This is a genomic window from Pseudomonas sp. NFACC45 (assembly GCF_900113505.1).
In the GTDB taxonomy this organism is placed as follows: domain Bacteria; phylum Pseudomonadota; class Gammaproteobacteria; order Pseudomonadales; family Pseudomonadaceae; genus Aquipseudomonas; species Aquipseudomonas tehranensis.
Map to the genome: position 1 here is coordinate 225,518 of NZ_FOPO01000002.1, position 24,956 is coordinate 250,473.

The window sequence follows — 24,956 nt, forward strand, 5'->3', positions numbered from 1 at the left end:
TGCGTAGCCAGCCAAGCATTATTACCGCCATTCCTTATTTGGCGGGCTAGCTGACGACTGCACCCAACCCGCCTCCGAGGCGGGTTTTTTCTTTCTGTCTCCGGAGTTTTGTCCAAACCAGGAGACCGCTATGCCTACCATCCGTTCCGAGCAAGCCCTGTTAGAACATTACGTCAAGAAAATCCTGGCCGCGCCGGTGTACGAACTGGCCGTGCGTACGCCGTTGCAAGTGGCCGCCGGGCTGTCCGAAGCCTTGAACAACCGGATCCTGCTCAAGCGTGAAGACCTGCAGCCGACTTTTTCTTTCAAGATCCGTGGCGCCTACAACAAACTGGTGCAACTGACCGCCGAGCAACGGGCTCGCGGGGTCATCACCGCTTCGGCGGGCAATCATGCCCAGGGCGTGGCGCTGGCCGCGCGGGAGCTGGGCATATCGGCCAGCATCGTCATGCCGCTGACCACACCGCAGCTCAAGGTGCTGGGCGTGCGCAATCGGGGCGCCGAAGCCGTGCTGCACGGGGAGAGCTTTCCCTTTGCCCTGGCATACGCATTGGAGCTGGCCCGTCAGACCGGACGCGAGTTCGTTTCGCCCTTCGATGATCCTGACGTGATCGCCGGGCAGGGCACCGTCGCCATGGAAATCTTGCGTCAGCATCCAGGCAGGCTGGACGCGATTTTTGTCCCGGTCGGTGGCGGGGGGCTGATTGCCGGGATCGCGGCCTACGTCAAGTACCTGCGCCCTGAAGTTCGCATCGTCGGGGTGGAGTCTCAACATTCCGCCTGTCTCCAGGCGGCGCTGGCAGTCGGTGAACGGGTAAGTTTGGCAAGCGTGGGAACCTTTGCCGATGGCGTGGCTGTCGCGCAAATAGGTGCCTACGGCTTCGATATCTGCCGTTTCTGCGTTGATGAAGTGATCACCGTCACCGACGACCAATTGTGCGCGGCGATCCGAGACATCTATGACGATACTCGGTCGATAACCGAGCCCTCGGGCGCCTTGGCGGTGGCTGGCATCAAGCAATACGTTGCTCACACCGGCGCACGGGGTGAAACACTGGTGGCAATCGATTCAGGCGCGAATATCAACTTCGATAGCCTGCGCCATGTGGCAGAGCGGGCTGGTGCCCGAAGCCATTTGACGTTTTTTACGCCACTTCACACTTTTTTCGAAGCAGCCGACGGGTGCCCGCTCGCCCCGGCGCAATAGGGTCTAATCTAGCTTGCGACGGGATCACAGGCGATTGCAGTTTGCATGAGGAAAAGCCCGCTTCCTTGCAATTTGCACGCACGCTTCAACCGTCTTGAAAGCTAAGTAGTTGATTTGGATCAATCGGGATTTTCTTTAAAGCAGGCATATTTTTTGCGGGATGATTAAGGAGCCGCTTAATGGGCTCATTGATTAGAAACGCCAAGAACGAACGAACGGCACGGCATTCGTAGTCCCAGTCCGCATGGAAGAACGGGCGAAATACCGCCGTCGTGAACATAAATTGGCCGCCTCAACAGGAGAGAGTCGCCATGTTTTTATCTGCCCTCGAAATGCGAAACATCATTGAAAGCAGCTTGTTGCCCAAGCGCTCGCAGTGCACCTTGTCACCTGACTTGTCGATGACAATCAAGATCTATGACGATCATGAAACCGATCGTGTGGCGTTGATCAAGACCGACATTGATGCCAACAAACTGAATGGTTGTCGGGCAATCAACGACCTGATTGCCGAGTTGCGCTCTGAACTCGACCACAATCACCACGCTGGTAATCACTTTCACCAGCAACACCGCATGACCGGGCGCTGATCACGGCCTTGTCTTCCTGAGAATCACGTCCGGGTTCGGTCATTGGCCGAACCCGGTGCCGTGCTTTTACTCAATCGGTTCAGTCCAATTGTTGTCGATAAGGCAGGTCCGGCCCGGTCCGGCCGCACGTCAGCGCAGCCGCGCGCATGGCAAAAGCGAGCATCTCGCTTACCTGCTCCCGGTTCAGGGCATGCAGGCCATCCACCGAATCCAGTTGTTGCTCGGTCAGCCAGGTAATCAAAGCAGCCTGGAAGGTGTCCCCTGCGCCCACGGTATCGGCGATCTGCACCAAGCATGCCGGCATTGACCAGGAGCCGTGCTGGCGGCTGAAGACCGTGGCGCCTTGACTGCCACGGGTAAGGAACACCAATTGGCAACGGTGCTCCAGCCAGCGCTCGATGATGGTCTGTGGCGGTTGGTCGGGGTAAAGAAGACTCAGGTCTTCATCGCTGACTTTGATCAAATCGGCATATTCGACCAGCGTTGCGATTCGCGAGCGCCAAAGTTCAATGTCCGGTTGCGGGTTGAGTCGCACGTTCGGATCCAGGCTGATCAGGCGTTTGCCGCTCTCGCGCCGTACCAAGGCCAGGAGTGTGTCGGCGATCGGCTGCACCACCAGAGAGAAGGAGCCGACATGCAACCCGCGTACGTGGGGACCGAGCACCGGTAGATGGTCCAGGCCCAGTTGCCGGTCCGCGCACCCTTCACCGCGAAAGCTATAGTGGGGCGAACCGTTGGCGCCGACCGCCACCATCGCCAGGGTTGTAGGCGCGTCGAAGTCCAGTACGTACTCGGTGCTGACACCTTCGGCAAGCAGGACCTGGTGCAAGCGTCGGCCCAGGTAGTCCGTGGACAGCCCACCAAACAGCGCCGACTCCACTCCCAGTCGCCGCAGCCCTACCGCCACGTTGAATGGCGAGCCGCCGGCAAGCGCTTTGAAATTGACCTGTGACGCCGGGCCGCCAGATTCCTTTTCGCTGAAAAAATCAAACAGCGCTTCACCACACACCAAATACATAGTTCTTAACTCTCAAAGGGTTGCGACGTATTGTTGATAACATTCGTAAGCTTTTTGCGATGCCGCGACATGCTCGGCAATGGGTCGGGTTTCACTGACTGGGTCGAGCTTGACGCAGCGTTCGCACAAGTCGGCCAGGCTGTCTGGCGAGCCTGAATGGCACCACGCCGCCTGAATCGCTGCACCCAGAGCGGCCGCTTCACTCTGTTCAGTGCAGATGACCGTGGTGTCCATGATATCGGCGACGATCTGCCGCCAAATCGGGCTTTTCGAGCCCCCGCCGATCAGGCGGATGCTCTGGGCCTCGAGCCCGTTGGCGCGCAGCAGGTCCAGGCCATAGCGCAAACCGAAGGTGGTGCCTTCGACCACTGCCCGGCACAGATTGGCCCGGGTCAAGTTGGTGGTGGTCAGACCGAAAAGGCTGCCGGTGGCATGGGGCAGGGCGGGCACCCGCTCGCCGTTGAGAAACGGGAGCATGCACACGCCTTCGGCGCCAATCGGGGCCGCCGCCACCAAGGCATTGAACGCTTCGATGTCCAGCTCCAGCAGCTCGCGCATGACCCCGGTGGCGTTGGTCAGATTCATGGTGCAGATCAGCGGCAGCCAGCCGCCGCTGGATGAGCAGAAGGTTGCCACCGACGGCTGCGCACTGACTGCAGGTTCTGCGGCATAGGCGTAGACCGTGCCGGAGGAGCCCAGGCTCATGGTGATCACGCCGGGCTGGATGTTGCCGGTGCCGATAGCGCCCATCATGTTGTCGCCCCCTCCGCTGGCCACCACCGCGTCGGGGTTGATGCCCAGATGGGCGGCAACGGCCGGCAGGATCCGCCCGACCGGCTGATGGGCCTCGATCAGCTGCGGCAATGCCGATTGCAGCCGGCCGCTGGGATCGATGTGTTGCAGCAGCTGTACGTCCCATTGACGGCTGCGTACGTTGAAATAGCCAGTACCCGAGGCGTCGCCGTATTCGCTGCAATGGCGGCCGGTGAGCCAGTGATTGAGAAAATCGTGGGGCAGCAGGATGCTGGCGATGCGGTTGAACAACTGCGGGTAATGCTCGCGGGTCCACAATAGTTTGGAAACCGTGTAGCCGGGTGCGATGACCACGCCCAGGCGTTCCAGAGAGCCGCTTTCGCCCCCCAGGTGGGCCAAGAGACGATCGTTTTGTGGAGTGCTTTCGGTGTCGCACCATAACTTGGCCGGGCGCAGGACCTGACCTTGATCATCGAGCAGTACCAGACCATGTTGCTGGCCGGAGACACTGAGGCCGAGGATGGCCTGGCCATCGACGCTGGCGGATGCCAGGGCTTGATGGGTGGCCTGGGTGAAAGCGTCCAGCCATTGCACGGTATCTTGTTCGCGCCGCCCGTCAGCGCCGCTGATCATGGTGTGGGCAGCAGAACCGTGTCCCAGGACTTGACCGCTGGTGGCGTCCAGGATCAACGCCTTGGTGCCTTGGGTGCCGCAATCGATGCCCAGGAACAATTGTTGGTTTGCCATAAGAATCCTCGGATCAAAGAACAAAACACAGAACTTGTGGCCAGGGAATTACCTGTGGCGAGGGGATTTATCCCCGCTGGGCTGCGAAGCAGCCCCAATGTATCTGCAGCTTCGGTATATCAGGCAGCACGTCTGGGGGCCGCTTCGCGACCCAGCGGGGATAAATCCCCTCGCCACAAAAAGCAGATCGTGTCAGCAACTCAGTCCGTGTTGGCCAACACCCGCTCAAGCGTGCGCGTGACCCCGTGTTCGCGCAAGCTGTTGCAGCACCACTCGAAGGCCGCCACGAACTCGGGCGAGTGGGGGATGGACGTACCGAAAATCTCATCTACCTCCAGCAGCCGCTGGGTCACCAGCGCATCGTCGGCCACCAGCGCCTGGCAGAACGCCGCCCGCGGGTCCGGGATCGAGTAGCTCACGCCGTTTTCGTCCACGCCTTTCAAATACACGGCCCAGGCCGCCACCACCAGCGCCGCGCGACGGGTTTCGCCGCCGTCGGCAATCAAGCGGTTGATGGTCGGCACGGTGAATTTGGGAAACTTCGACGAGCCGTCCGAACACACCCGCTCCAACTGGTCAGCAATCGCCTGGTTGGAAAAACGCTCCACCAGGGTGTTCTTGTAGTCGGTCAGGTCGATCCCTGGCACGGGTGCCAGCTGTGGGGTCACGTCCAGGTCCATGTACGCACGCATGTAACGCACGAACAGCGGGTCGTTCATGGTTTCGTGGACGAAGCGATAACCCTTGAGAAAACCCAGGTAGGTCAGCGCCAGGTGACTGCCATTGAGCAACTTGATTTTCATCTCTTCATAGGGCGAGACGTCATCGGTGAACTGCACGCCGACCTTTTCCCAGTTCGGGCGACCGTTGACGAATTTGTCTTCCAGCACCCATTGCACGAACGGCTCGCAGACCACCGGCCAGGCATCGTCGATCCCATGTTCGTCATGCAATTGCAGCCGGTGGGCACCGCTGGTCATGGGGGTGATGCGGTCAACCATGGCGTTGGGAAAGCTCACGTTGCGGTCGATCCATTGGCCCAGGTCGGGGTCGCGCAACGCGGCGAATGCCAGCAGCGCCTTGCGGGTGACAGCGCCGTTGTGGGGCAGGTTATCGCAGGACATCAGGGTGAATGCCGCAGTGCCGGCCGCGCGGCGCCTGGCCAGGGCCGCGCAGAGGAAACCGAAGACCGTCTTCGGTTGGTCAGGATGGGCCAGGTCGTGTTGGATTTGCGGCAGGTGGGCCATGAACTCGCCGTTACTGTCGTCGATGCAGTAGCCACCCTCGGTGATGGTCAGCGAGACAATGCGGATGTTCGGATCGGCCAGTTTCTCGATCAGCGCCTGGGCGCCGTCTTCGGCCAACAGCATGTCATTGATGGCACCGATCACCCGAACTTCGGTGTCATCGGTGTCCCCCAGTTCAAACAGGGTAAACAGGTAGTCCTGACTGGCGAGGTCATCCCGGGCACGGCGGTCTTCGGCCCGCAGGCCCACGCCGCAGATGGCCCAGTCGAGGCCTTCGCCGGTGTTCATCAGGGCGTCGGTGTAATAAGCCTGGTGCGCGCGGTGGAAGCCGCCGACGCCAATGTGGGCAATGCCCTGGCTGACCTCGCTCAAGGAGTAAGCAGGCAGGGCGACCTCGGGGTTGAGGTTGTGCAGGTTCTGTCGGTTGAGTTTCATCACAAGTCTCGGCAATCAGGCGGCGACGCGCAGCGCACGGGTGACCGCCACGCCCTCGGCATCGAATAAGTGGCAGTGTTCAGCATCCAGGTGCAGGCTCAGTTGCTCACCGAAACGGCTCGCCAGATCGCCGCGCACCCGCATGGTCAAGGCTTCGCCGGACGCGGTTACAACGTGACAGAACGTATCGCTGCCCAGCCGCTCGCTGACATCGGCGGTGACCTCAAGCGTGCAATCGCCCGGTTGCGCCAGGTTCAAATGCTCCGGGCGAATCCCCAGGGTCACCGCGCCACCGACGCTCAGGCTGGCCCCGTTCAGGGGCAGGCTGATCCGGGTGCCGGCATCCAGCAGGACTTCACAGCCCTGGCCTTCAAGCCGTGTGACCTTGCCTTTGAGAAAGCCCATTTTCGGCGTGCCGAGGAACCCGGCGACAAACAGGTTGGCCGGCTGGTGATACAGCTCCAGCGGCGAGCCGACCTGTTCGACGCGCCCGCTGTTGAGCACCACCACCTTGTCGGCCAGGGTCATGGCTTCGACCTGATCGTGGGTGACGTAGATCATCGTCGCCTGCAGCTCCTTGTGCAGTCGCGCCAGTTCCAGGCGCATCTGCACCCGCAGGGCGGCGTCGAGGTTGGACAGCGGTTCGTCGAACAGAAAAATCTTCGGGTTGCGCACGATGGCCCGGCCGATCGCCACCCGTTGGCGCTGGCCGCCGGACAGCTGCTTGGGCTTGCGCTCAAGCATCGGCCCCAGTTCGAGGATGCGCGCCGCTTCGTTGACTTTCTTCTCGACCTCGGCCTTGGGCACACCGGCCAGGTCCAGAGCAAAGGACATGTTCTTGCGCACGCTCATGTGCGGGTAAAGCGCGTAGGTCTGGAACACCATCGCCAGGTCGCGCTTGGCTGGGCTGACTTCGGTGATGTCGCGGCCGTCCAGTTCGATAGTGCCGTCGCTGACCTCTTCCAGGCCGGCGATCAGCCGCAGCAGGGTGGACTTGCCGCAGCCAGACGGGCCGACGAAGACCACGAACTCGCGGTCATTCACCTCAAGGTCGATGCCCTTGATGATGGAGAAACCTTCGAAGCCTTTTTGCAGATTCTTGATTTTCAGGTTGGCCATGATGATGGGCCTCCACTTGTCATTTATTCAGTTTGGCTGGAGAAGATCGCAGCCTCGTTGCACTCGACAGCTCCTACAGGGCTGGCGAAGCCTGCGATCTTTTGGCGATTCATTTCACGGCGCCGAAGGACAAACCACGCACCAGCTGTTTCTGGCTGATCCAGCCAAAAATCAGGATCGGTGCGCAGGCCAGGGTCGAGACGGCGGATAACTTGGCCCAGAACAAGCCTTCGGGGCTGGAGTAGGACGCGATCAGGGCCGTCAGCGGCGCGGCTTTGGACGAGGTGAGGTTCAGCGACCAGAACGCCTCGTTCCAGCACAGGATCAGCGACAGCAGCACGGTGGAGGCCAGGCCGCCCTTGGCGATGGGGAGCAGCACTCGCACCATTTCCTGCCACAGCGTGGCGCCATCCAGACGCGCGGCTTCAAGGATGTCGCGGGGAATGTCCTTGAAGTAGGTGTAAATCATCCAGACCACGATCGGCAGGTTGATCAGGGTGTAGATGATGATCAACGCCGTCCGCGTGTCCAGCAGGCCAAAGCTCTTGGCCAGCAGGTAGATCGGCATCAGCACGCCCACCGGCGGCAGCATTTTGGTGGAGAGCATCCACAGTAACGTGCCTTTGGTGCGCTGGGTTTCATAGAACGCCATGGAGTAGGCCGCCGGCACCGCGATCAGCAGGCAAAGGGCGGTGGCGCTGAAGGAAATCACCACCGAGTTCCAGGCGAAGCTGAAGTAGTTGCTGCGCTCGTTGATGTGCAGGTAATTCTCCAGCGTCGGCGTGAAGATGAACTGCGGCGGCGTGGCAAACGCATCGATTTCGGTCTTGAAGCTGGTCAGCACCATCCAGAAGATCGGGAAAAAAATCAGGATCGCGATGGCCCAGGCCAGCGTACCCAGCAGCAGGCTTTGCAGGCGACGGGATTGTTGAAGTGTCATGGCTGCGGCCTCAATTCTTGTCGGTGAGGTTTTTGCCGATCATCCGGACCAGGATGATGGCGGCGATATTGGCAATCACCACGGCAATCAAGCCGCCGGCCGAAGCCATGCCAACGTCGAACTGCACCAGCGCCTGGTTGTAGATCAGGTAGGCGAGGTTGGTGGAGGCGTAGCCGGGGCCACCGTTGGTGGTGGTGAAAATCTCGGCAAACACCGACAGCAGGAAGATGGTTTCAATCATCAGCACCACCGCAATCGGGCGAGCCAGGTGGGGCAGGGTCAGGTGCCAGAAAATCGCGATCGGACCCGCGCCATCCAGGCGCGCAGCTTCTTTCTGTTCCTGGTCGAGGGACTGCATGGCCGTCATCAGGATCAGGATCGCGAAGGGCAACCATTGCCAGGACACAATGATGATGATCGACAGCAGCGGGTAGTGGGCCAGCCAGTCCACCGGCTGCGCGCCGAACAGTTTCCACACCGAGGCGAGGATGCCCGAGACCGGGTGGAAAATCAGGTTCTTCCAGATCAGCGCGCCCACGGTGGGCATGATGAAGAACGGTGAGATCAGCAAGACCCGCACGACGCCGCGACCAAAAAACTCGCTGGCCTCCAGCAGCGCACTGATCAACACCCCGAGCACGATACTGATCAGCAACACGCTGCCCACCAGCAGCAGGGTGTTGGTGGCGCCGGGCATGAAACCCGAATCGGTCAGGAAGTACTCAAAGTTCTCCAGCCCGACAAATTCGTTTTCGCCGGGGTAGAGCAGGTTATAGCGGATCAGCGAGAAGTAGACGGTCATGCCCAGTGGCACGATCATCCACAGCAGCAATATGGCCACTGAGGGGCTGACCAGGAACCAGCCGGGATTGGCCAGGCGGCTTTTGCGAACCGGTGGGGCAATCTCGATGGGCGCTTTGGCGGTTGTCGTTGAGCTATTCATGGCATTGAACCGATTTTTTTGCTGAGCCTACGGAGAACCCTTGTGGGAGCGAGCCTGCTCGCGATAGCGATTTATCAGTCACATCAATATTGAATGTGCTGGCCTCATCGCGAGCAGGCTCGCTCCCACAGGAGGCGAGAGCGGGTTACTTGGGATACCCGGCACGCTTCATCTCGCGTTCGGTGGTGGACTGCGCAGCGGTCAACGCCTGGTCCACGGTTTGCTGGCCGGTCAGTGCGCCGGAGAAGAACTTGCCCACCTGGGTGCCGATGGCCTGGAACTCAGGAATGGTCACCAACTGGATGCCCACGTAGGGCACAGGTTTGAGGGTTGGCGCTTTCGGGTCGGCGACTTTCAACGACTCCAGGGTCACCTTGGCAAACGGCGCGGCCTTCATGTAGTCGTCGCTGTAGGTCGAGGTGCGTGTGCCTGGTGGTACGTTGGCGATGCCGTCGGTCTTGGCGACCAATTGACCGTACTCCTTGGACGTTGCCCACGTGGTAAAGACCGTGGCCGCTTCCTTGGCTTTGGAACTGGCCGGGATGGCCAGCGACCAGGAATACATCCACGAGGTACCCTTGTCGGTTTTTTCGTGGGGAGCGAAGGTGAAGCCAACGTGATCGGCCACCTTGCTCTGAGTTTTGTCGGTCACGAACGAACCGGCCACGCTGGCATCGACCCAGATCGCACATTTGCCGCTGTTGAACAGCGCGAGGTTTTCGTTGAAGCCGTTGCTCGAAGCGCCCGGCGGGCCGGATTTCTTCATGTTGTCGACGTAGAAATTCAGTGCCTCTTTCCACTCGGGCCCATTGAATTGCGGCTGCCACTTCTCATCGAACCAGCGTGCGCCATAACCGTTGGCCAGGGTGGTGATCAGTGCCATGTTCTCGCCCCAACCGGCTTTGCCACGCAGGCACAAGCCATATTGTTCCTTGGTCTTGTCGGTGAGTTTTTCCGCGAACTCACCAATCTGGGTCCAGGTTGGGTGTTCGGGCATGCTCAGCCCGGCATCCTTGAACAGGTCGGTGCGGTAGTACGTGATCGAGCTTTCGGCGTAGAACGGCAGGGCATAGAGCGTGCCCTTGACCGACAGGCCTTCACGCACGGACGGAAAAATATCATCCAGGGCATAGCTGGCCGGCAAATCTTTCATCGGTTCCAGCCACCCCTTGGCACCCCAAAGTGCGGCTTCGTACATGCCGATGGTCAACACGTCGAACTGCCCGCCCTGGGTGGCGATGTCGGTGGTCAGACGCTGGCGCAGGACGTTTTCTTCGAGCACCACCCAATTGAGCTTGATGTCCGGGTGCTCGGCTTCGAAGGTCTTCGAGAGCTTTTGCATGCGGATCATGTCGCTGTTGTTGACGGTGGCAATGGTGAGGGTCTGTGCGCCGAAACTGACGCTGCTGAGGGTCATGCAGGTGGAGACAAGCAGAGCTTTTACCGAAGGTTTCATCGCGCACTCCTTTTCCGCGCCCAAAGGCTGCGGAAGGACAGTTATTGTTTTTGTGTCTTCCGGATGAAGGGAAGAATGTGCGCTGATTACAGCCCTCAATCGACGACGTGACAAATCATCCGTCGCACTTGTGCTGATACTTTTTTGCACTGGATGGAAGTTTCACCGATCCGTAGGAGCTGCCGAAGGCTGCGATCATTCTGCTCACGACTCTATTGCCGGTTAAAGATCGCAGCCTCGTTGCACTCGGCAGCTCCTACAGGGTGTTGTGAATCGTCGGGTTTGTTAACCCTGGTTCTGTTCGGTCAACCGCTGCACCGCCAGCCGCCGGTAATGGGAAGGGGTCATGCCCTTGAGCTGCTGGAAGCGCCGGTTGAAGTTGGAAATATTGTTGAAGCCCGATTCAAAACACACGTCCGTCACCGGTTTGTCGCCGTCGGCCAGCAATTCGCAGGACTTGCTGATGCGCAGGCGATTGACGAACTCGATGAAACAGCGGCCGGTGGCCTGTTTGAAGACGCGGCTGAAGTACGTCGGTTTCATGCCCAGATGGTCGGCCACTTCTTCCAGGGACAATTCACGAGCGTAATGGGCGAAGATGTAATCCACCGCCCGGTTGGTACGGTCGATGCTGTGCTCGTCCGCCGGTTGCGAGGCGGTGGCTCCGGAAAGCAATTGATAGTCATCGGTTGCGGCCAGCAGCTCCATCAGGATGAAAAAATGCCCCAGGCGGCTCATGCCTTGGGAATCGGCGATGCGCTGCATCAGGATCATGGCCTGGCGGATGGTGCGCTTGCAGCGAAATTCGATGCCGTACTGGGCGCGCTCCAACAGCGGGGTGACGGTCTTGAGCTCGGCAAACACCTGATGACCGCTCTCGAACAGCTCGTCGGTAAAGTTCACCAGCATGTCACGCTTGGGCACCACTTCGTCCTCGGCCACCTGGCTGATCCAGTTGTGGGGCAGGTTGGGGCCGGTGAGAAACAGCGATTGCGGGTAAAAGTTGCCGATGTAGTCACCGATGAACACCTTGCCGGAGCTGGCGACGATCAGGTGCAACTCGTATTCCTTATGGAAATGCCAGCGCACCAGCGGGCACGGGAAGCCGTGCTGGCGATAGATGATGGACAACCCGTTATGGTCGTCCATCAACTCGTAGGAAGGATCGGTGACTCTTGCTGTTCGGGTCATGGCCTGGCGCTTTTATTGTTATTGCCGTTGGATAATGCCCCCTTCGCCGCACGGGGGCTACCCCGGAGCGTTAGCTGCCTGGCTGTTGCGGTTCTTCTCCTCAATCCACTGGGACATGTACTGAGTGCTCTTGTGCTGATGGTGACGCAACATGCTGCCGGTGAAGTTATCCCGGCGCCGTTGCTCAAGGTCGGCGCGACAGGCTTGGAGGCAGTCAATCAACGCCTGGGCGTGGACCTGTTGGCGGTAACGGTCCGCCAGCAGCGCCAGGCCGTTATCCCGGGCGCGGGTCCATAGGCTCTGTTCGCTGTACAACTGCACAGCGGCGCGGGCGATATCTTCGGCGCTTTGGGCAACCGATCCAGGCCAGGGCATTTCACCGTGCATGGCCTCTGCGCCGATGGGTGTGGTGACATTGGGCGTGCCGCACAGCATGGCATCGATCAGCTTGCCCTTGATGCCGGCACCGAAACGCAACGGCGCCAGACAGACACGCGCCGCCGACATGACCTGTAGCGCGTCTTCGGCCCAGTTCATGATGTGAAACCCTTGGGCCGGGTTGTGCAGCGCCGCAGCCTTGGGCGGGGTGTAGGCGCCATACAGGTGCAGTTGCGCGTCGGGCAGCTGTTGGCGGATCAATGGCCAAATGGCGTTTTTCATCCAGAGCACGGCGTCCCAGTTCGGCGCGTGACGGAAGTTGCCGATGCTCAGGAAATGCGCCCGATCTTCGAACGGCACGCGTTCCTCGCTCGGCAGGTCCAGCATCAGTGGGCACCAATGCAAGAGGTTGCGGGGCAGTTTGAAGTGCTCTACCAGCAGCTCGATCTCGACTTCGGACACCATCAGGCTCAGGTCGCACCGGTGCAGGGCGGCGATTTCACGCTTGGCCAGGTCGGTGCCGGCCATCAACTCGAACGCTTGACGCAGGTCCTGCGCAAACAGATCGCGGAAATCCTGGGAAACGTCATCCTTCTTCAAACGATCCTTGAGCCGCTGATGCCGGGCGTGGCGCAGGCTTTGCAAATCGGACGTCTCCAGCACACGAAGGGCCCCGGGGCAGTGTTTCTCGACCCGCCAGCCGAACTGTTCTTCCATCATGAACTGGTCGAACAACACAATATCCGGAGCCAGTTCAGCGATGAATGCGTCGAAGCTGCTGTTGTTGAGCTCGATCGGCACTTCGTCGATGCCCAGCGCGATCAGGTCGGCACGGTTCTCACCAGGGCCTGCGGGACTGCTGAAGGTAATGTCCCAGCCTTGTCCGAGGAAGGCATCCAGAATCTGCATGACGTGCCCGCTGGCAGCCGATGAGCGCGGCTCGGGCCAGACATAGCCGATAACCAGGACCTTGGTGGCGGTGGGTTGACGCATGAGCGGGTGCTTCCTTGGAACGAATCGACGTGGGCGCTATCAGCGCGGGGCGCCGATAGTGACCAACAATTGCGTCAGGCTCAAGAAAGAATGCCGTTGACCTTATCGCGCAACTGATCAATGGAAAAAGGCTTGCCAATCACCGCCATGCCTTCGGGCACATCAATGCTTTCGGCGTAACCGCTGGCAAACAGAATGGGCAACTGAGGCCGCGCCGATCGGGCCTGCTTGGCCAGCTCGCGACCGTCCATCACCGGCAGGCCGACATCGGTCATCATCAGAGCGATGGGCTGCGCATCATTGCGCAGATACGCCAGGGCCTGTTCGCAGCCGTCCGCTTCCAGTACCTGGTATTCCAGCTCTTCCAGCACGTCGACAATCAACATACGAACGATGTCGTCGTCTTCGACTACCAGAATGGTCGGCTGAGTATCAGGAGCGGGGTTGTGCATGGTAGACATTCTCGGGGTATTGGGTTGGGGAGTGCGCCAAAAAAAACGGCCTTATGCATGAGTAAGTAGCGAGGGGGCACAAGTTCCCAGGGTTGTACAAGAAAGGATCTATAGTACAAGAGCTGACAAGGATCGTCGCTTCCTCAGGCTTTTCGTGGAGTTTGCGCCTTTGCCCCGTCAGAATGTGGATCCAACCGGTATTATTCGGCAAACTCCACGGTTTTCAACTGTCCACCAAGGCTTATTCCATGACTCCTTCGTCTTCGGTTGACGAGCAAAGTTTTCGCAAGCTCCTGAGCCGCAATATCAGTCTGCCCCTGGGTATCGGCGCCCTCAGCGCTGTGTTTTTCGTCGTGCTGATCACCTATCTGCTGTCGGTCATCCAATGGGTCGGGCATACCGATCGCGTGATCAATAATGCCAACGAAGCGCTCAAGCTGAGTGTGGATCTGGAAACCGGCATGCGCGGTTACCTCCTGACGGGCGACGAGCACTTCCTCGACCCCTACGAAGTGGCCAAGCCGCGTATCGCTGTCGCCCTGGAGACATTGCTGGAATTGACAGCCGACAACCCCGTCCAGGTTGACCGGCTGCGCAAGGTACAAGCGCTCCAGGTGGAGTGGGCCAATTACGCCCAGAGCATGATTGACATGCAGCGCAACAGCGGCGATTACCGCGGCGCGGTCAAGGCCGGGCGCGGCAAGCGCTTGACCGATGAAATACGCAAGACCTATGAGGATATCGTTGAATCCGAGCAGCAGCTGCGTGCCGAACGCAACGACCAGGTGCGCGCCACTACCCTCTGGAGCATCGCTCTGTATCTGTTGTTCGTGGCCGCCGTCAGCGGCTTGCTGGCCTATGTCGGGCGCCGGGATCTGTTGGGGCTGTCCAACAACTACAGCGCCAGCCTGAAGATCCAGCAGCAGAGCGCGTTGCATCTGGAAAAACAGGCCTGGCTGCGCAATGGCCAGACGCTGCTGGCCGAGCAGGTCCTGGGGCAACTGACGTTGAACCTGCTGGGTCGCAACATCCTGCAGTTCTGTGCCCAATACATGGGCGCTGTCGTGGCCGCACTTTATGCGCGGGAAGAAAGCGGCCTGCTCAGGCGCGTCGCCACCTACGGCATGTCCCGAGAGAACGAAGAACAACAACAGGTGATCGTTGTCGGCGAAGGCATCGCCGGCCAGGCGGTTCAACAAGCGCGTCTCATCCGCCTGGATGACGTGCCCGACGACTACCTGCAAGTCAGTTCGGGGCTGGGCCAGGGTTTGCCCAACAGTGTGCTGGTCATGCCCACCAGCGACGATGACCGGATCAACGGCGTTATCGAACTGGGCTTTCTGCGACCTGTGACCGATCGCGATATCGAACTGCTGGAACTGGTGGCTGGCAATATCGGCACCTCCATCGAAGCGGCCCGTTACCGGCAGCGTTTGCAGGAAGTCCTTGCCGAAACCCAACAGTTGAACGAAGAGCTGCAAGTTCAGCAGGAAGAACTGCGGACCGCCAACGAGGAGCTGGAAGAACAGTCGCGCATCCTCAAGGAATCCCAGGCGCACCTGGAAGCTCAGCAACAGGAACTGGAACAGACCAACGAGCAACTGGCTGAACAACGCGATGCCATGGACCAGAAGAACAGCGAACTGAACCTGGTGCAGATCCAGTTGCAGGAACGCGCCGAAGAGTTGCAGCGTTCGAGCAAATACAAGTCCGAGTTCCTGGCGAACATGTCCCATGAACTGCGTACACCGCTCAACAGCTCACTGATCCTGTCCAAGCTGCTGGCGGAGAATCCGCAGCAGAATCTCAACGAAGAACAAGTGAAATTTGCCGAGTCGATCTATTCCGCCGGTAACGACCTGCTGAACCTGATCAATGACATTCTCGATATTTCCAAGGTCGAGGCCGGGAAGCTGGAAGTGCGCCCGGAGAACACCGGCGTGACGCGCCTGGTGGAAGGCTTGCGTGACATGTTCATGCCCCTGGCGAGCGAAAAAGGCCTGAGCTTCGAGGTGCAACTGCTGCCCGACGCCCCGGCCATGCTGTATACCGACCGTCAGCGCCTGGAACAGGTACTCAAGAACCTGCTGTCCAATGCCATCAAGTTCACCGAGAAAGGCACGGTATGCCTGACGGTGGCCGGCCAGGCCGGGGCGGGCATCGCGTTCATGGTGCGTGACTCAGGCATCGGCATCGCCGCCGATCAACAACAAAGCATCTTTGAAGCCTTCCGCCAGGCCGATGGCACTACGAATCGCCGGTACGGCGGGACCGGTTTGGGCCTGTCGATTTCCCGTGACCTGGCCAGCCTGCTTGGCGGCTCGATTTCTGTCTCCAGCGAACCGGGGCAGGGCAGTGTGTTTACGCTGGTATTGCCAGAACGCTACGTCGAGTCGGGTGAGCCGCTGGTAGAACCGGGGATGTTCACTGCAGCCACCACGATGGCGCCCCCCGCGCCCCCTGAACCCGTCAGCGCACCGCTGATCGCCCAAGTCGATGTGCCCATCGCCCCCTTCGCCGATGACCGCGACAAGGCACCGTTCAACACCCGGTGCATTCTGGTGATCGAAGACGAGCCCAGCTTTGCCCGGATCCTGTTCGACCTGGCCCACGAGCTCGGTTACCAGTGTCTGGTGGCCCAAGGTGCCGATGAAGGCTTCGACCTGGCCTCGCAGTTGATCCCCGATGCAATCCTGCTGGATATGCGCCTGCCGGATCACTCCGGGCTGACGGTGTTGCAGCGGCTCAAGGAGCAACCTGGAACCCGGCACATCCCGGTACATGTGATTTCCGTCGAGGATCGCGTAGAAGCCGCGATGCACATGGGCGCCGTCGGCTATGCGGTCAAACCGACCTCTCGCGAAGAACTCAAGGAGGTATTCGCCCGCCTGGAAGCCAAGCTGACCCAGAAGGTCAAGCGGGTGCTGCTGGTGGAGGACGATGATTTGCAACGTGACAGCATCACCCGGCTGATCGGTGACGATGACATCGAGATCACCGCTGTCGGCCTGGCGCAGCAAGCCCTGGACCTGCTGCGAAGCAACGTCTATGACTGCATGATCATCGACCTGAAGCTGCCTGACATGCTGGGCAATGACCTGCTCAAGCGCATGTCCACCGAAGATATCTGCTCATTCCCGCCGGTGATCGTCTACACCGGGCGCAACCTGACCCGCGATGAAGAAGCCGAACTGCGCAAGTATTCACGCTCGATCATCATCAAGGGCGCCCGTTCGCCGGAGCGGTTGCTGGATGAAGTGACACTTTTTCTGCACAAAGTCGAATCCCGGTTGTCCCATGAACGGCAGCGGATGCTCAGGACCGCCCGCAGCCGCGACAAGGTTTTCGAGGGCCGTAAAGTGCTGCTGGTGGACGATGATGTGCGCAACATTTTCGCCCTGACCAGTGCCCTGGAGGCCAAGGGGGCGATCGTCGTCATCGGCCGTAACGGCTATGAGGCGATCGAGCGTCTGAACGAAGTCGACGACATCGACCTGGTGCTGATGGATGTGATGATGCCGGAGATGGACGGTTTCGAGGCCACCGCGCTGATCCGCAAGGACCCGCGCTGGCGCAAGCTGCCCATTATTGCCGTGACGGCCAAGGCCATGAAGGATGATCAGGAGCGCTGCCTGGCGGCTGGTTCCAACGATTACCTGGCCAAGCCGATCGATCTGGATCGTCTGTTCTCGCTGATTCGCGTGTGGTTGCCGAATATGGAAAGAATTTAGTGGAACGTAACACTGACATTGAAATCCGTTTGTTGATCGACGCGATCTACCTCAAGTACAGCTACGATTTTCGGGACTATTCCGGCGCCTCCATCAAGCGCCGGGTCCAGCACGCGCTGAGCCAGTTCGAATGCAAGACCATCTCGGCGCTGCAGGAGCGCGTGTTGCACGACCCAGGCATGTTCATGCAACTGCTGCAACTGTTGACGATCCCTGTCAGTGAGATGTTTCGCGACCCGTCGCATTTCCTGGCGATCCGCGAAGAAGTGGTGCCGCTGCTCAAGACCTATCCTTCGATCAAGATCTGGATCGCCGGTTGCAGCACCGGGGAGGAGGTCTATTCCCTGGCGATCCTGCTGCGCGAGGAAGGGCTGCTGGAACGCACACTCATTTACGCCACCGACATCAATCCGCGGTCCTTGGAAAAAGCCAAGCAAGGCATTTTTTCGCTCGAGAACGTGCGGGCCTACACCCAGAACTATCAGCGCGCGGGAGGGCGGCGATCATTTGCCGATTACTACACCGCCGCCTACGATTACGCGATGTTCGACAAAACCCTGCGCGAGAACGTGACCTTTGCCGATCACAGCCTGGCGACTGATAGCGTATTCTCAGAAACCCAGTTAATTTCATGTCGTAACGTATTGATATATTTCAACAAAAAGCTGCAAGATCGCGCGTTCGGATTGTTCCATGAGTCCCTCTGTCACCGTGGTTTCCTGGTACTGGGCAGCAAAGAGACACTGGATTTTTCGTCTTTCGGCAAGCAATTCGAGCCGTTGGTCAAACAGGAACGGATCTATCGCAAGTTATGAACCAGACGATGCACAGATCCAGATCGCCCATCCAAGCCGTTGTCGTCGGTGCGTCCGCCGGCGGCGTCGAAGCGCTGCTCAAAGTCTTTGGGCAACTGCCAAAGGGCTTCGGCGTACCCATTCTGGTGGTGCTGCATCTGCCCGATGAGCGCGACAGCCAGATGGCCCAGGTCTTCGGCCATCGTCTGGCGATACCGGTGCAGGAAGCTCAGGACAAGCAGAACATTCAACCGGGCACTTTGTATGTTGCCTCACCCGGCTATCACCTGTCGGTCGAAGCCGACCGCAGTCTTTCGTTGAGCCTGGAGGAACCGGTGCACCATTCGCGGCCGTCGATAGATGTGCTGTTCGAATCCGCCGCCGACGCCTTCGGCCCGAACCTGCTGGCGGTAGTGCTGACCGGCGCCAACAACGACGGTGCCCAGGGGCTGGCCAAGGTCAGGGAGCGGGGTGGAATCACGGTAGTCCAGGACCCTGACGAAGCCCAGGTTTCGACCATGCCCGAAGCAGCACTTGCCCTGCAAGAGCCCGACCATATCCTCACTTTGCAAGGCATCGGCCAATTATTGGCCGCTCTGGAATGAACCACATGCCAAGAGATATTCAAGCCAAACTGCTGATCGTCGATGATCTGCCAGAAAATCTGTTGGCCCTGGAAGCGCTGATCAAACTCGACGGCCGCCAGGTTTTCAAAGCGCTGTCGGCCGATGAGGCGCTGTCCTTGCTGCTGCAACACGACTTTGCCTTGGCCATCATTGATGTACAGATGCCGGGAATGAACGGCTTTGAACTGGCCGAGCTGATGCGCGGCACGGAGAGGACCCGCAGCATTCCTATCATCTTTGTCAGCGCCGCCGGCCGTGAGCGCAACTATGCCTTCACCGGCTATGAAAGTGGCGCGGTGGATTTCCTGCACAAGCCACTGGACAACCACGCCGTCAAAAGCAAGGTCAATGTGTTCGTCGAGCTGTATCGCCAGAGAAAGGCGATGAAGGAGCAGGTCATTGCATTGCAGGAGAGTCGCCGCGAGCAGGAGGCCTTGTTGCAACAGTTGCAGGCCACTCGCGGCGAGCTGGAACAGGCGGTTCGTATGCGTGATGACTTCATGTCGATCGTCGCCCACGAGGTCCGTACGCCTCTCAACGGCCTGATTCTCGAGACGCAACTGCGCAAGATGCACCTGGCCCGAGACAACGCCGCAGCCTTCAGCCTGGATAAGGTGCGAGCGATGGTTGAGCGCGACGAGCGCCAGATCAAGAGCCTGATCCGGCTGATCGAGGACATGCTCGACGTATCTCGGATTCGTACTGGCAAATTATCCATCCGGCCAAGCCGCTTCAACCTGGCGACCCTGGTTGAAAGCCTGCTGCGCAACTTCCAGCCGCAGATCGCGGCGGCCGAATGCTCAGTGACTTGCACGATAGAGCCATCGGTGGAGGGACAATGGGATGAGTTTCGGATCGAACAGGTGGTGTCGAACCTGTTGACCAACGCCTTGCGTTATGGCGGCAAAGGGCCGATTGAAGTGCGCGTTTTCAGCACGCCTGAGCATGCTTGCGTCGAAGTCCAGGATCACGGTATCGGCATCAGCGAGGAAAACCAGCAGCGCATCTTTCAGCAGTTCGAGCGGGTGTCGTCCAAAGCCGTCACATCCGGCCTGGGCCTGGGTTTATTCATCTCCGAGCAGATTGTGACCGCCCATGGCGGTACTATTACGGTCAATAGCCGCCTCAATGAAGGGGCGTTGTTTCGCGTCTGCCTGCCTTTGCAGAAAACGGTCCTGGCCAAAACCGTCGAACAGACGCAACCTCTGGGTGACCCTACGGTCGTATCAGCAGCTATTGATCGAACAAAGGCTTCTCATGAGTGAAGATGCGCAAGACGTTGTACTGATCGTCGAGGATGACCCGTCGATCCTGATGGTATTGTCGGCCTACCTGTCGGGCGAAGGCTATCGAGTGCTGCAGGCCGAAAACGGTGAGCAGGCGTTCGAGATCCTCGCCAGCAAGCCCCACTTGGACATGATGATCACCGACTTCCGCCTGCCCGGTGGCATCACCGGCGTGCAGATCGCGGAACCGGCGGTCCGCTTGCGTCCGGACCTGAAAGTCATCTTTATCAGTGGTTACGCACAGGAAGTGCGCGACACCGACAGTCCCATCACCCGCACGGCCCCGATTCTGGGCAAACCGTTCGACCTGGATGTGTTGCAGAATATGATGCGCACGATGTTGTCGTAGGCGTGGAGAGGGATGACGGAGGGCGAGGTTTTGTGGGAGCAGGCTTTGCTGCCACAAAATCCCCGGTCACGGACGAACGTTGTGCTGACATTTGGCCGCCTTACACCTTGATCATCTCCCGCACCTTGGCCGTCAACAGGTCAAAGGTGAACGGTTTGGTGATCATTTGCATGCCCGGGTCCAGGAAGCCGCCGCGCACCGCTGCGTGCTCAGCATAACCGGTGATGAACAGCACCCGCAGGTCCGGGCGGATCTGCCGGCCGATTTCCGCCAGTTGCCTGCCGTTCATGCCTGGCAAGCCCACGTCACTGATCAACAGATCGATGCGCTGGCTTGACTGAAGGATCGGCACGGCGCCGTCAGCATCGGCGGCCTCGACGAAGGCATAGCCCAGCTCGCTCAGCACGGCGCTGACCAGCACCCGCACCGCCGGGTCGTCCTCGACGATCAGCACGGTCTCACCGTCCTGCGCGTAAGGGGCGTGCTGGGTATCAACCTGTGGCTCATTGACCTCTTCACCCACGAAGCGCGGCAGATAGAGGTTCACGGTGGTGCCTTTGCCGACTTCGCTGTCAATTGTCACGTGACCACGCGACTGCTTGCTGAACCCATAGATCATCGACAGCCCCAGCCCGGTGCCCTGGCCGATCGGTTTGGTGGTGAAAAAAGGGTCGAACGCACGATTGATGACCGCTTCAGGCATCCCGCAGCCGGAATCCTGCACACTCAATACCACGTAATCACCCGGTTCCAGGTTGGTATAAGCCTCGGTGAAGTCGGCATCCAGCTGTTGATTGAAGGTCTTGACCACCAGTTGCCCACCGTCGGGCATTGCGTCCCGGGCGTTGAGCACCAGATTGAGCAGGGCGCTTTCCAGTTGGTTCGGGTCGGCCTCGGCGATCCAGAGCTGATCGTCCAGTTGCATGTCCAGCCGGACGCTCTCGTTGAGGCTACGCTGCAACAGCTCGCCCATGGACAGCACCAGGGTGTTCATCTGCACCGCTTTTGAGTCCAGCGATTGTCGCCGGGAGAAGGCCAGCAAACGGTGCGTCAGGCCGGCTGCGCGATTGGCCGATGTCACCCCCAGATCGATCAGGCTGTTCAGGTCCTCGGTGCGGCCTCGGGCCAGGCGCCGGCGCAGCAGTTCGAGGCTGCCGATGATCCCGGTGAGCATGTTGTTGAAGTCATGGGCGATACCCCCCGTGAGTTGCCCGACCGCTTCCATTTTTTGCGACTGACGCAAGGCTTCCTCGTTGTGGCGCAGCTGGGCCGTGCGTTCTTCCACTTGTTGCTCAAGGGTCTCGAGGGTGGTTTGCAGGCGCAGTTCGCTGTTACTCAGGTCGATCAGCCGGTCTCGGGCTTCATATTGCCTGCGCCGACCACGCAGCGCGGTGGTGACCACGCTCACCAGCGTGACCGGGTGAAAAGGCCGCTCGAGGAACGTGACGTTGCCCAACTGGGTGCCGATACGCGCCGCAGGGTTCTGTTCCGGCCCACCGTGGTGGGTCAACAAAACAATCGGCAGGTCTGACCAGGCCGGTTGTTCTTCGATATGCAACAACAGCGTTTCCAGATCCGGCCCCACCAGGGCTTCGGAGGAAATCACCAACAGGCCGGCGCCGTGCTCAAGCTCTTCGCACAGATGGCCCAGATGCTGACAGATGAGGCCGCCGAAGCCGGCTTCGCGCAGGATCATCAGGGCAATCTGGCTGTCGCGCCCCAGTGGCGCGAGAATCAACGCCCGCTCCGACAGGGGCTCGGTCAACGTCACTGTGGATCATCCTTGAGCAACGGATTATCCGCTCCCATGTAGTTCGGCACCCCACGCAATACACCCTGGAAAGCTTCCAGCGGTTCGCCAATGGTCATGCCCTGTCTGCCGATGCGGTATTCGCGAATCGTGGATTCGTGGCTGCCGGTGCGTTTTTTTATGATGGAGATCGCTCGGCGGACTTTGCCCAGCGCTTCGAAATAACGCAACAGAATCACCGTGTCGGCCAGGTAGGTAATGTCCACTGGCGCCTGCATGTCACCCACCAGACCGTGTTGCGCCACGGTCATGAAGGTCGCAGCGCCCCTGCGGTTGAGGTAGAGCAGCAGCTCATGTACGTGTAGCACCAGGGCATTTTCTTCCGGCATGGCGGCCTGGTAGCCATTGATGCTGTCGATCACAACAGTCTTGATGTTGCCTTCATCGACACAACGGCGTACCCGATGCGAAAACTCGCCGGGAGACAGTTCGGCGGCGTCCACCTGTTCGATCACCAGGTTCCCGGTCTCTCTGAGCGCTTCCAGGTCGATGCCGACGTTTTTCATGCGTTCAAACAGCAGACCCAATTCTTCATCGAAGATGAACAGCGCGGCTTTTTCCCCACGCTGCACGGCGGCCGCGGCGAAAATCATCGAAATCAGCGATTTGCCGGTGCCGGCCGGGCCCAGGATCAAGGTGCTGGAACCCGTCTCGATGCCGCCGCCCAGCAAGGCGTCCATGCCATCAAGACCACTGGACAATTGCTCGCGCAGGTATTGCCCGCGGTGTTCGGCGGCCACCAGACGCGGGAAGACATGAATGCCGTCGCCCATGATGGTGAAGTCATGATAACCACCACGGTATTTCTGCCCGCGGTATTTGACCACCCGAATGCGTCGCCGCTCGGCGCCATAATTGGGCGTCAGTTCTTCCAGGCGAATCACCCCATGCGCGACGCTGTGCACGGTCTTGTCCAGGGATTCGGTGGTCAGGTCATCAAGCAGCAGCACCGTGGCGTCGTAGCGCACAAAGTAATGCTTGATCGCCAGGATCTGCCGGCGATAGCGCAGAGAGCTTTGCGCCAGCAGGCGGATCTCCGACAGGCTGTCGAGCACCACCCGGGTCGGCTTGACCCGCTCGACCACCTCGAAAATCTGCCGGGTCGCTTCCCCCAGCTCCAGGTCTGAGGAGTACAGCAGGCTTTGCTGGTGCTCGGCGTTGAGCAGGCTTTCGGGAGGGGTCAGCTCGAAGATATGGACATTCTCGTCGATCGTCCAGCCGTGGGATGCCGCGCCTTGGCGCAGTTCACGCTCGGTTTCCGACAGCGTGATGTACAACGAACGTTCGCCGGCCAGAGCGCCGGCCAAGAGGAATTGCAACGCGACCGTGGTCTTGCCGGTCCCGGGTTCCCCTTCCAGCAGGAACACATGGCCGCGGGACAAGCCACCGGAAAGGATGTCATCCAGCCCTTCGATACCGGTGGCGGCTTTAGCGCTGATCAACTCGTTAGATGTAGACAAAAAAAGCCCTCTCATGACTAGGGAAGTGGGCAGCAGGCTGGAGTACGCCTAAGAATGAACTGCCTGAACACTTGACCTTTTGCCGTGATCACGGTTCCGCTTTCGTTGATAAAACGAGGTGGACTGCTCAATTTTCTGGCATCGGCGCAACGCCTACAGGCCTTGCTGCAGCGCCGGATCATCGGGGTTGAGCTGCTCCAGTTGCGCCAACAGGATCTGCACATTCTGCAACTGCCCGGACTCCTTCCAGTAGTTGATCAGCAACACTCGCGCCCTGCGATCAGCCGGGTAGCGCTGGACGATTTCCTGCAACTGTTTCTGCGCTGCTTCCAGCTCCTGTTCGGCATACAGGGTGGTTGCCAGGTCATAACGGTAATGTCGGTTATCGGGCTCAAGCTCCACGGCTTTTGCCAAGCCAAGCAGCGCGTACTCCGCCTGGCCATGGTGCAGCAGCCACAGACCTAATGCATGTTGCAGATAAGCCGACTCCGGCTGGGTTTTCAACTGTTGGGCGAGCAATTGACGTGCAGCGTCGGCCTGGCCCTGTTTGTCCAGCACGTCGATCTGCATGACCAGCGCCGGCAGGTTGTTCGATTGCAGGCGCAGGACTTGTTCTAGCGCCAACTGAGCCTTTTTCAGTTCAGCGTTATGCAAATGCAGCCGGGCGAGCTGATAGTGGGACTCGGCGGTTTGTGGACCGTCTTCAAGCATCTGCTCCCACTTGCCGATGACAAGCTGCATAGGCCCGAAGTACAAACCAAGCTCATCCGGCGATAGGCCCAGCAACGCGTTCACTGCGGCGAAGCGCACGCTTGCGTCTTGATCTTCGAGCAACGGCCCCAGCAACAGGCTGCGTTGGCCGGTTGGCACCAGCCCGCTGATGCTGCCAATGGCCGCTCGACGCACATCCGGCGACTCGCTGTGCAGGTCCGCGTCCGCCAGCTTCAGGGCTTGGGGACTTGGGTAGTTCGGTAGCTCGGCGTGCAGCCATACCCGGCGCTTGGGCGATAGGTCCGGGCGACCCAATTGCTGATAGAGCATCCGCGCCGCGCCTGGCTGCCCATTGCGTGCGTGCTCAAGGGCTTCACTGTAGCCACGTTTGATTGCCTCGGGGATTGGCGGCGTCGTGTTGCGTAGCCACATTGCGACTAGACCGATCACCAACAGGACGGACAGGCTGAGCAACAGATAGCGGCGAGGCGAGGGCATGCAGGTAGTCCATAACCAGGAAGCGTAAAATGCCGCCAGCTTCGGTCAGGTGCAGGCTTGAGTCAAACCTTGAAAGTATTTGCCCCAGACCCTGTGGGAGCGAGCCTGCTCGCGATAGCGGTGTATCAGTTGGCGTTTAAGTTGACTGACATGCCGCTATCGCGAGCAGGCTCGCTCCCACAAAGTATGGCGATATGACCAAAAAAAGCCCCGCGTCCAATA

20 protein-coding genes are annotated in these 24,956 nt (G+C 59.7%); 7 read left to right on the forward strand and 13 right to left on the reverse strand.

Features of this window, described 5'->3' with window-relative positions; genetic code table 11:
* Window positions 1–130: 130 nt before the first annotated feature.
* Entirely contained in the window at window positions 131–1,207 is a 1,077-nt protein-coding gene (gene ilvA, locus BM132_RS03925) for a threonine ammonia-lyase, biosynthetic (protein ID WP_256244116.1), read from the forward strand.
* Window positions 1,208–1,518: 311 nt separating this feature from the next.
* Window positions 1,519–1,797, forward strand: a complete 279-nt coding sequence (locus tag BM132_RS03935) for a DUF1652 domain-containing protein (RefSeq protein WP_092398102.1) — start codon at window positions 1,519–1,521, stop codon at window positions 1,795–1,797.
* A gap of 79 nt (window positions 1,798–1,876) precedes the next feature.
* Here the strand turns inward: BM132_RS03935 and BM132_RS03940 are convergent, their stop codons facing one another.
* From BM132_RS03940 to BM132_RS03985, 10 genes are all read right to left on the reverse strand, one after another.
* On the reverse strand, window positions 1,877–2,815 hold the full coding sequence (locus BM132_RS03940) for a carbohydrate kinase family protein (RefSeq protein ID WP_092453419.1): 939 nt from the start codon (window positions 2,813–2,815) through the stop codon (window positions 1,877–1,879).
* A gap of 12 nt (window positions 2,816–2,827) precedes the next feature.
* The gene (gene xylB, locus BM132_RS03945; RefSeq protein WP_092453421.1) at window positions 2,828–4,315 is read right to left on the reverse strand and encodes a xylulokinase; all 1,488 of its coding nucleotides are present in this window, start codon (window positions 4,313–4,315) and stop codon (window positions 2,828–2,830) included.
* 200 nt (window positions 4,316–4,515) lie between these two features.
* Window positions 4,516–5,997, reverse strand: coding sequence for a mannitol dehydrogenase family protein (locus BM132_RS03950; protein WP_092453423.1), 1,482 nt, complete (start codon window positions 5,995–5,997; stop codon window positions 4,516–4,518).
* A gap of 15 nt (window positions 5,998–6,012) precedes the next feature.
* Window positions 6,013–7,116, reverse strand: a complete 1,104-nt coding sequence (locus tag BM132_RS03955) for an ABC transporter ATP-binding protein (RefSeq protein WP_092398110.1) — start codon at window positions 7,114–7,116, stop codon at window positions 6,013–6,015.
* A 109-nt stretch (window positions 7,117–7,225) separates the two neighbouring features.
* Window positions 7,226–8,056: a carbohydrate ABC transporter permease gene (locus BM132_RS03960; protein WP_047229111.1), complete on the reverse strand. Its 831-nt coding sequence runs from the start codon at window positions 8,054–8,056 to the stop codon at window positions 7,226–7,228.
* 10 nt (window positions 8,057–8,066) lie between these two features.
* Entirely contained in the window at window positions 8,067–8,999 is a 933-nt protein-coding gene (locus BM132_RS03965) for a carbohydrate ABC transporter permease (protein ID WP_092453425.1), read from the reverse strand.
* A gap of 145 nt (window positions 9,000–9,144) precedes the next feature.
* Entirely contained in the window at window positions 9,145–10,455 is a 1,311-nt protein-coding gene (locus BM132_RS03970) for an ABC transporter substrate-binding protein (protein WP_092398114.1), read from the reverse strand.
* Between the two features lie 285 nt (window positions 10,456–10,740).
* On the reverse strand, window positions 10,741–11,646 hold the full coding sequence (locus BM132_RS03975; protein ID WP_092398116.1) for an AraC family transcriptional regulator: 906 nt from the start codon (window positions 11,644–11,646) through the stop codon (window positions 10,741–10,743).
* A gap of 57 nt (window positions 11,647–11,703) precedes the next feature.
* Window positions 11,704–13,017, reverse strand: a complete 1,314-nt coding sequence (locus BM132_RS03980) for a glycosyltransferase (protein ID WP_092453427.1) — start codon at window positions 13,015–13,017, stop codon at window positions 11,704–11,706.
* Window positions 13,018–13,097: 80 nt separating this feature from the next.
* On the reverse strand, window positions 13,098–13,469 hold the full coding sequence (locus BM132_RS03985) for a response regulator (RefSeq protein ID WP_047229106.1): 372 nt from the start codon (window positions 13,467–13,469) through the stop codon (window positions 13,098–13,100).
* Window positions 13,470–13,717: 248 nt separating this feature from the next.
* Here BM132_RS03985 and BM132_RS03990 point away from each other — a divergent pair, with 248 nt between their 5' ends.
* The 5 genes from BM132_RS03990 to BM132_RS04010 are packed head-to-tail and all read left to right on the forward strand — an operon-like array spanning window position 13,718 to window position 20,255.
* A complete protein-coding gene (locus tag BM132_RS03990) occupies window positions 13,718–17,200 on the forward strand; it encodes a response regulator (RefSeq protein ID WP_092453901.1) in 3,483 nt (1,160 codons plus the stop codon).
* Window positions 17,200–18,015 (forward strand): CheR family methyltransferase, encoded by an 816-nt coding sequence (locus BM132_RS03995; RefSeq protein ID WP_092453429.1) that lies wholly within the window; start codon window positions 17,200–17,202, stop codon window positions 18,013–18,015. The genes BM132_RS03990 and BM132_RS03995 overlap by 1 nt, the downstream gene beginning before the upstream one ends.
* Window positions 18,012–18,599: a chemotaxis protein CheB gene (locus BM132_RS04000; protein ID WP_092453431.1), complete on the forward strand. Its 588-nt coding sequence runs from the start codon at window positions 18,012–18,014 to the stop codon at window positions 18,597–18,599. The genes BM132_RS03995 and BM132_RS04000 overlap by 4 nt, the downstream gene beginning before the upstream one ends.
* A gap of 5 nt (window positions 18,600–18,604) precedes the next feature.
* Window positions 18,605–19,885, forward strand: a complete 1,281-nt coding sequence (locus tag BM132_RS04005) for a hybrid sensor histidine kinase/response regulator (protein ID WP_092453433.1) — start codon at window positions 18,605–18,607, stop codon at window positions 19,883–19,885.
* A complete protein-coding gene (locus tag BM132_RS04010; protein ID WP_092398126.1) occupies window positions 19,878–20,255 on the forward strand; it encodes a response regulator in 378 nt (125 codons plus the stop codon). The genes BM132_RS04005 and BM132_RS04010 overlap by 8 nt, the downstream gene beginning before the upstream one ends.
* A gap of 100 nt (window positions 20,256–20,355) precedes the next feature.
* On the opposite strand, the gene BM132_RS04015 is transcribed toward BM132_RS04010, so the two are convergent.
* From BM132_RS04015 to BM132_RS04025, 3 genes are all read right to left on the reverse strand, one after another.
* Window positions 20,356–22,026, reverse strand: coding sequence for an ATP-binding protein (locus BM132_RS04015; RefSeq protein WP_092398128.1), 1,671 nt, complete (start codon window positions 22,024–22,026; stop codon window positions 20,356–20,358).
* Entirely contained in the window at window positions 22,023–23,525 is a 1,503-nt protein-coding gene (locus BM132_RS04020) for an ATPase domain-containing protein (protein ID WP_092398130.1), read from the reverse strand. The genes BM132_RS04015 and BM132_RS04020 overlap by 4 nt, the downstream gene beginning before the upstream one ends.
* 153 nt (window positions 23,526–23,678) lie before the next feature.
* Window positions 23,679–24,734 (reverse strand): hypothetical protein, encoded by a 1,056-nt coding sequence (locus BM132_RS04025; protein WP_092453435.1) that lies wholly within the window; start codon window positions 24,732–24,734, stop codon window positions 23,679–23,681.
* Between the last annotated feature and the right edge of the window lie 222 nt (window positions 24,735–24,956).

Bases quoted from the DNA above. Each gene is read 5' to 3' on its own strand.
- BM132_RS04000 (WP_092453431.1), top strand. From the start codon at position 18,012: ATGAACCAGACGATGCACAGATCCAGATCGCCCATCCAAGCCGTTGTC.
- BM132_RS03980 (WP_092453427.1), bottom strand. From the start codon at position 13,017: ATGCGTCAACCCACCGCCACCAAGGTCCTGGTTATCGGCTATGTCTGG.
- ilvA (WP_256244116.1), top strand. From the start codon at position 131: ATGCCTACCATCCGTTCCGAGCAAGCCCTGTTAGAACATTACGTCAAG.
- BM132_RS04005 (WP_092453433.1), top strand. From the start codon at position 18,605: ATGCCAAGAGATATTCAAGCCAAACTGCTGATCGTCGATGATCTGCCA.
- BM132_RS03985 (WP_047229106.1), bottom strand. From the start codon at position 13,469: ATGCACAACCCCGCTCCTGATACTCAGCCGACCATTCTGGTAGTCGAA.
- BM132_RS03965 (WP_092453425.1), bottom strand. From the start codon at position 8,999: ATGAATAGCTCAACGACAACCGCCAAAGCGCCCATCGAGATTGCCCCA.
- xylB (WP_092453421.1), bottom strand. From the start codon at position 4,315: ATGGCAAACCAACAATTGTTCCTGGGCATCGATTGCGGCACCCAAGGC.
- BM132_RS03960 (WP_047229111.1), bottom strand. From the start codon at position 8,056: ATGACACTTCAACAATCCCGTCGCCTGCAAAGCCTGCTGCTGGGTACG.
- BM132_RS03975 (WP_092398116.1), bottom strand. From the start codon at position 11,646: ATGACCCGAACAGCAAGAGTCACCGATCCTTCCTACGAGTTGATGGAC.
- BM132_RS03990 (WP_092453901.1), top strand. From the start codon at position 13,718: ATGACTCCTTCGTCTTCGGTTGACGAGCAAAGTTTTCGCAAGCTCCTG.
- BM132_RS04010 (WP_092398126.1), top strand. From the start codon at position 19,878: ATGAGTGAAGATGCGCAAGACGTTGTACTGATCGTCGAGGATGACCCG.
- BM132_RS03970 (WP_092398114.1), bottom strand. From the start codon at position 10,455: ATGAAACCTTCGGTAAAAGCTCTGCTTGTCTCCACCTGCATGACCCTC.
- BM132_RS03935 (WP_092398102.1), top strand. From the start codon at position 1,519: ATGTTTTTATCTGCCCTCGAAATGCGAAACATCATTGAAAGCAGCTTG.
- BM132_RS04025 (WP_092453435.1), bottom strand. From the start codon at position 24,734: ATGCCCTCGCCTCGCCGCTATCTGTTGCTCAGCCTGTCCGTCCTGTTG.
- BM132_RS03950 (WP_092453423.1), bottom strand. From the start codon at position 5,997: ATGAAACTCAACCGACAGAACCTGCACAACCTCAACCCCGAGGTCGCC.
- BM132_RS03940 (WP_092453419.1), bottom strand. From the start codon at position 2,815: ATGTATTTGGTGTGTGGTGAAGCGCTGTTTGATTTTTTCAGCGAAAAG.
- BM132_RS03955 (WP_092398110.1), bottom strand. From the start codon at position 7,116: ATGGCCAACCTGAAAATCAAGAATCTGCAAAAAGGCTTCGAAGGTTTC.